Annotated in this window: 4 protein-coding genes; all 4 read right to left on the reverse strand. The window is 72.5% G+C overall.

What is annotated here, in order from left to right; translation table 11 throughout:
* Positions 1 to 90 precede the first annotated feature (90 nt).
* Positions 91 to 1,155 (reverse strand): hypothetical protein, encoded by a 1,065-nt coding sequence (locus ACWD3D_RS33060; RefSeq protein WP_451464415.1) that lies wholly within the window; start codon positions 1,153 to 1,155, stop codon positions 91 to 93.
* Between the two features lie 100 nt (positions 1,156 to 1,255).
* Positions 1,256 to 2,959 (reverse strand): OPT/YSL family transporter, encoded by a 1,704-nt coding sequence (locus ACWD3D_RS33065; protein WP_451464416.1) that lies wholly within the window; start codon positions 2,957 to 2,959, stop codon positions 1,256 to 1,258.
* A 119-nt stretch (positions 2,960 to 3,078) separates the two neighbouring features.
* The gene (locus ACWD3D_RS33070; protein ID WP_451464417.1) at positions 3,079 to 3,879 is read right to left on the reverse strand and encodes an IclR family transcriptional regulator; all 801 of its coding nucleotides are present in this window, start codon (positions 3,877 to 3,879) and stop codon (positions 3,079 to 3,081) included.
* 399 nt (positions 3,880 to 4,278) lie between these two features.
* Positions 4,279 to 5,094, reverse strand: a complete 816-nt coding sequence (locus tag ACWD3D_RS33075; RefSeq protein ID WP_451464418.1) for a hypothetical protein — start codon at positions 5,092 to 5,094, stop codon at positions 4,279 to 4,281.
* Positions 5,095 to 5,233 lie beyond the last annotated feature (139 nt).

Raw genomic sequence — 5,233 nt, forward strand, 5'->3', positions numbered from 1 at the left:
CGCGGAACGGGCGCACGGGCGACAAGCGCGCGACGGGCGGGTCCGCCGCCCCGGGTGTTCCGGGACGGCGGACCCGCCCGTGCCGGGGGCTCAGTAGCCGGCGACTCCGAGTTCGCGGCAGATCGTGACCAGCTCCGGGTGTACGTACCGGCCGTCCACCTCGATGGCGACGCCGTCCAGGTAGATCGACGGGCCCAGCACACTGCCGTCGGTGTGCGCGGCGGCCACCCACGGTTCGCCGCCGATCCAGGCGCCCTTGGTGCCGATGCCGAGTTCGACGCAGCCGAAGACGCGCTCGTCCTCGACGATGCGGCCGGTCGGTGCGAGCACGCCGGGGTTGAACCCGAGCGACCAGTGCGCCACGCGGAACATGTTCGGGTCGTCGAAGGACTCCATCCAGCGGCGGAACGTGTCCGCGTCCGCGCCGCCCTCGATCTTGGTGACGACGCCCTTCTCCACGGTGCAGCGCACGGGAGAACGCAGCAGACCGATCTCGTCCGGCGGCCACAGGGCCCCGTCGAAGACGAGTACACCGTCCTGGGTCTCCTCCAGCGGGTTCCAGGAGATCTGGCCGGAGAGCATGACCGTCTCGCCCGGCTTCTCGGCCGGCTTCCCGCGCAGGTTGATCGGACGGTCCCCGTTGCGGCCGACCAGGTCGGTGCCGTTGGCGGAGGTGATGCGGACCTCGTCCGCCGCCTCCAGGAGCGCCACGAGAGCCTTCCCGAGGCGGATGACCCCCTGGAAGTCGGGGCGGCCCACGGTGGCGACCAGCATCTGGACGTCCATCGCCGTGAGGTTGGTGTAGCGGCAGCCGTTGGCCATGGCGGCCCGGAAGGCGTCGGAGTGCATCAGGTACGAGACGGCGAACTCGATCCACACGTCCGCGTCGGCGATGGCGCCGGCCACCGGCCTGGGCGGCTCCATGGAGGCGCCGGGCAGCGTTTCGTACCAGACGACGACGGGGTGTGCGCCGGCGGCGGCGACGGCCTGGGCGGTCGCCTCGATCACCCGGCGGTCGCTGCTGGTGTCACCGGTGAGGACGACGTGCTCGCCGCTCTTGACGAGCATGACCTCCTCGACGAGCTTGCGGGCGGCCAGGGCGAGTTCGAAGCTGAGGTACTCGGGACGCGGTTCGAGCCTGCTGTACATGTCCATGGAGGGATCTCCTTGCCGTGCGGGTGGTGCTGAGTGGAGCGGTGAAAGGGCGCGGTCCGGGAGGGTGTCCGGGCGTGTCGCCGGTTCCCCCACCGGTGCGTCAGGTCTTGAGGATCTGCGCGGAGTCGCCGAGCGAGCTGCCCGCGATCAGTCCGGCGCCGACCAGGTTGAGTTCCTCGGCCGCGGCGGGGCCGCGCAGCTTCCGGTAACCGACCCGGACGGCCAGGGCGCCGAGGACCAGCCAGCATGCCTGCGGGGTGAGGATGAGCAGGCCGGTGGCGAGCATGACGCCCATCTGCCGACGGGTGCCGCCGAGCAGCTGTATCGCGGCGCCGGGGACGGCCCAGAGCAGCATGGTGCGGACGGTGTCGGGGTCGCTGAGACCGCTCGTGAGGGTGGCGGCGTACACCTTGGCGACGGGCGGGATGAGCCCCTGCTCGAAGTACGAGCGCCAGGCGATCGCGACGACGACGAGGGCGACGGCGAATCCGATGAGGGCCGCCAGGAACTGCTGGCGGCGGCCCTCGCGTTCGAAGGCGTCCCAGGGGCGGTGGTCGCGGCGCAGCAGCCACCCCGCCTTGAGGTCGTACCCCATGTCCGCGAAAGCGGGGCCGGTCGCGGAGACGTACCCCACCAGGAGCGCCAGTGGCACCGACGGGATGCCGAGGGCCAGCCCGAGAACGAGGAAGATCAGGGTGACGGCGAAGGACGGGAACCATCCGGACTGCATGGCGGCCAGTCCCACGATGAGCTCGTGGACCAGGGCGGCGAAGGCGGCGAAGAGTACCCAGCCGACGATGCCCAGCGGACTCATGTCGCCGATCAGCCCGCCGAGGACGGCGAGGAGCGCCGCGCCGCCGGTGAACAGCGCGTACCCCCGGACCAGCGAGAGCCGAAGTGCGCGCTCGTCCACGGTGTGGGCGGTGGACGGGTCCTGCGGGGGAGCCGGCGTGCTCGCCGCGGGGGCGGCCGGTGCTTCCCGCGACGCCCGCTGTCCGCGTGCGCGCCGGCCGAGGAGCAGGTGAACGGCCTGGCCGAGCGCCACGATTCCCGCACCGACCATGACGCCGTGCGGAATGTATCCGGCACCCAGGTCCGTGTCGAAGAGGTCGGGGCTGTACTGGCGCAGCATCAGGCCGATGCCGAACATCAGCAGGGCCCAGACGTTGCCCAGGAAGGCGACGCCGGCCGCGGAGAGCGGGAGGCTGAAGAGCGTTCCGGCCAGGCCGACCACGGTACCCCCGGCGAGGACGAGCGCCCGGCGCCCGCCCCGGTCGCCCGCCTTGATGGTCTCGGCCGCGGCCGTGCCGGGAGGCCAGGCGGCGTCGGCGGGCAGCAGTCGGGAACCGAAGGCCCGGTAGAGCACCCAGGCGTCCACCACCAGGCCGACGAAGGACCCGGCGAGCATCGGCCAGACCAGGTCCTTGTGCCCGAAGGCGTAGGGCACGGCCACCGAGGTCAGCAGTGCGTTCGCGGAGGCGAAGGTGGCGGCGGAGATGGCGCTCTGGGCGAGGTTCTGCCGGTGCACGGAACGCATCCGGCGCAGGAAGCCCAGCGGTATCCGGCCGATGAGCATCGCCACCAGGGCGCCGACCACGGAGGTGTTGGCGGATATCCCGAGCTTGGAGACGAGGTCGATACCGATGACGGCGCCCACGGCGGAGAGGACCACCAGGATCACCAGCAGCGCGGGTTCCATGACCCGCGGATGGGACCGGATCTCGTCGGCGTCGACGCCGTTGCCGGTCCGGGAGCCGGGTCCCGGTGGCTCGGCCGTGTGCTGGGTGGAGACGTGGTGCGCCATGGGGGCACCCCTTCGGTGGCTGGGACGGGGAAGACCGGCGGTACGCGCGGTGGCGGGCCGCGGCCGTGACGGCTGTGTGCGGGTGCGGTCCCGGCGGGGTGGCAGGGCCGGCAGGCGGTTCATCCGCCGAGGGCCTCGGTGATCTCCGCAGCTCCGGCACGTACCAAGGGCACGAGGGTGTCGAGAGCCCGGTCCACGCGGTGGGAGGGGCCGATGACGGTCAGCGAGGCGGGCACGTCGCTTCCCTGGAAGACGGGCGCGGCGACCGCCGTGACGGCCTCGTCGTACTCGCCGTGGCTGACGCTGTGACCGTCCGCGCGGACCTGGGCGTAGCAGGTGAGCAGGACGTCGAGATCGGTGATGGTGCGGTCGTTGAAACGGGTCAGCCCGGTGGCGCCGAACATCTGCCGCACCGCGCGTTCGGGGTGGTACGCGAAGATGGCGTGGCCGGAGGCCCCGGCGTGGCCGGGCATGACCGCGCCGATGATGGCGGTGTACCGGACCGGCCCCGTTCCGTCGACGGCGGCCTCGCAGCGGTAGCTGCCGCCGTGCGGGACGTTGAGAACGATGCTCTCGCCCGTCTCGCGGAGCAGCCGGGCGAGGACGGGCCGGGCCAGCGAGGGGAGCACCCCACTGTGCTCCCCGACTCTCGCCAGCCGGGAGAGGGCGGGGCCCGGCCGGTAGCGACGGGTCGTCTCGTCGCAGACCAGGAAGGCGCGCGCGGTCAGGGTGGTGAGCAGCCGCTGCACGACTGCCTTGTCCCAGCCGTGGTGGCGGGCCAGTTCGCTGACGCCCCACTCGGGCCGCTGCACGCTGAAGGTGAGCAGGACGAGCAGGGCCCGGTCCACGGTCTGCAGGACCCCGCCGGTCCGGGGCCCGGCTGCTGCCGGGTTGCTGGTGCTCGTGCCGTGCTCCGTCATGGTGCCGACCCCTCCTGCGTCCGTCGCGTGTCGCATGTCGCCTGTCTTCGGCGGTGCGGAAATCGCAACGCCGTTGCGATTTCTGGCGAAAGGATGCGGGCGCGCTCAGCGGGTGTCAAGAGTTTGCCGAACATTCGCCCAACGGCTCCGACCTGCCAAAAGGGGAGGCGATGACGACGGACGGAAGGAGGGAGCGGTGCGGGGACGGTCCCGCACGGCCGGTACGACCGGCTCGTCGGACAGCACAGCGGCCCGTGCCCGGCATGGGGCCCGGGCACGGACCGCTGAACCGCGCCCAGGCCGTGGGTGCGGGCGGAGCCGTCGTGGAGGGGGGACGGTGAGCGGGGGAGGGGCCGGGGCGAGACTCCCGGCGGTGGGCCGTCTGCGCGCCCGCAGGTGTCAGCCCGTGCAGTTCACTCCCACCGCGTCCACCGCGTGGTGGGCGTCGGTCGGGCCGTCGGAGTTCCAGTCCTTGCCCCGGTCGTGGAGGACGAGTGCGACGTGGCCGCCGGTGATCCGTACCGTGGGGCCGCTGACCCATTGGCCCCGGTGCGCTACCTGGGCGACGGAGAACGCACCCACCTGGGAGGACGAGGAGCCGGAGCCGTCGTGGACCGTGTAGTACGACGGATTGCCGCCCACATGCTTGATGTTGGTGTCCTTCGGGACGTACACGCTGACCCGGCAGGTGCCCGACGTCACCTGACCGGTGGCGAAGGCGAAGACCACGCGGTTGGTGCTGTCGCCCGTGGTGCCGCTCATCGGCAGCGAACGGAATCGTCCGGTGCAGCCGTGCAGGGAGTATCCGCCGGTGTGAGTCGTCCACTGGTCGCCGTCGTTGGGCGTGACCGAGGAACCGTACTCGTGGTACGTGGCTCCCGACGAGGAGCAGTGCGGGCCGTTCCAGGCGGTGTAGGTGTGCGTCACGTGCGGCGCCACTGCCGCGGCGGTCGTCCGCGCGGCCGCCGGCGTGGCGGACGCCGTCACCTGTCCCGGGGCCTTGGTGGCCGCGGGAGCCGCGCCGTTTCCCTGACCGGATACTTTGCCCTGGGCAGCGGCGGTGGGAGCCTCACCCGGTGCCAGGGGTATCGCGGCGCCGGCGCCCGACCCGGGCAGGGCGACCGGGTCCGGCCCGCCGGACGCCTTTCCGTCGCCACCCTCGGCCGTCCCGGTCGCCGCCGGTCCGGCCTTCTGCTCCTCCGCACTGGGTACCACTCCGTCGGGAGCGTCTCCCGGGCCCGCGTACCCCGCCGGCGCGCGTTCCGGCCCGGCAGCGTCCCGGGCGTCATCACTGAGCAATCGCCCCGGTGGCCGTGGATGCGCAGCCCCTCCGCCACCGCGTCGTACACCGTGT

It is taken from the genome of Streptomyces sp. NPDC002690 (genome assembly GCF_053592415.1).

Excerpts from the sequence above, each read along its gene's own strand:
- ACWD3D_RS33065 (WP_451464416.1), bottom strand. The coding sequence starts at position 2,959 with ATGGCGCACCACGTCTCCACCCAGCACACGGCCGAGCCACCGGGACCC.
- ACWD3D_RS33060 (WP_451464415.1), bottom strand. The coding sequence starts at position 1,155 with ATGGACATGTACAGCAGGCTCGAACCGCGTCCCGAGTACCTCAGCTTC.
- ACWD3D_RS33070 (WP_451464417.1), bottom strand. The coding sequence starts at position 3,879 with ATGACGGAGCACGGCACGAGCACCAGCAACCCGGCAGCAGCCGGGCCC.